We start from the raw sequence: 1,283 nt of genomic DNA, 5'->3' as shown, positions 1-1,283 counted from the left end.
TGGCGTGTTCCCGCTGAATGAGTCCAACCAGTTTTAGAGTCCTGTGGCCCGATGTCGGGCCAGAAGGGACGATGAACACATGGCTGGTCGGAAGCGGAATTCCGCGGAGGACATCGTGCGCAAGCTGCGCCGGGCAGATGAGCTGGCTGCCGAGGGCAAGACCGGTGAGGAGATCGCTGCCGAGCTGCAGGTCTCGCCGGCCACGCTGTACAACTGGCGGCGCACCTACGGCGGTATGGATACCGACGCCGCCAAGGAGCTCAAAGAGCTGCGCGAGCAGAACGCCCGCCTCAAGCGGCTGCTGGCCGACGCCGAACTCGAAAAGGACGCGCTACGGGAGGTCGCCAAGGGAAAATTCTGAGCCCAGCTGCCAAACGCCGCGCTGTCGACATGCTCAAAGAAACGCTGAGCATGTCCGAGAGGCTGGCGTGCAAGGCCGTTGGGCTGGCCCGCTCCACCTACCGCCGCCTGCCGCTCGGGCAGACCCCCGACGATCCGGATGCCGAGATGCGGGCCTGGTTGCGCTCCTACGCCACCAAACACCCGTGCCACGGGTTCCGGCGCGCCTGGGCGACGTTGCGCTACGACGAGCGCCGTGAGGTCAACAAGAAGAAGGTCCACCGGCTGTGGCGCGAGGAGGGCCTGCAGGTCCGTGTGCACAGCCCACGCAAGCGAGCTGGGATCTCCTCGGTCCCGCCGGTGGAGGCCGACGCACCGGGCGTGGTGTGGGCGATCGACTTCCAGTTCGACTCCACCACCGACGGCAAGGCCATCAAGATCGCCTCGATGATCGATGAACACACCCGCGAGTCGCTGCTGCATGTGGTGGAACGCTCGATCACCGGCGAGCGGCTGGTGTTCGAGCTAGAGAAAGCCTTCGCCGCGGCCGGCGGCCCGCCGAAGGTGCTACGGATGGACAACGGGCCGGAAATGGTTTCTCAAGCGCTGCAACGGTTCTGCGAGAACAGAACCGGCATGGTGTACATCCCGCCGGGTTGCCCGTGGGACAACGGCTACATCGAATCGTTCAACAACCGCCTGCGCAAGGAGTGCCTCAACCGCAACTACTGGAACACCCTGTTCGAGGCCCGCGTGGTCATCGGCGACTTCAAGCACGAGCACAACCACCGACACCGCCACTCGGCCCTGGGCTACCGCACGCCAGCCGAGTACGCTGCAGCCTGCCGCTGCACCCACACCCCGGTGGCCTGCAGCATCAACTGAGAACGGATCAAACCAACCCGACTCAAGAACCGGGTGGACTCAGTAACGGGGACTCGCCA

At 65.1% G+C, this 1,283-nt stretch carries 1 protein-coding gene; it reads left to right on the top strand.

Translation table 11 applies throughout. The annotated features are described in order from the left end of the window. Window positions 1-79 precede the first annotated feature (79 nt). Window positions 80-1,224 (top strand): IS3 family transposase gene (locus ACXAID_RS28135; RefSeq protein ID WP_475025439.1). Its coding sequence is split into 2 segments (ribosomal slippage): window positions 80-347 and window positions 347-1,224, totalling 1,146 coding nucleotides; the frame shifts between segments, so codons are not numbered across the junction. Window positions 1,225-1,283: the final 59 nt, after the last annotated feature.

The sequence above is a fragment of the Mycobacterium sp. ABE4_509 genome, from assembly GCF_056160785.1.
This window is presented reverse-complemented; position numbering and strand designations above follow the sequence as displayed.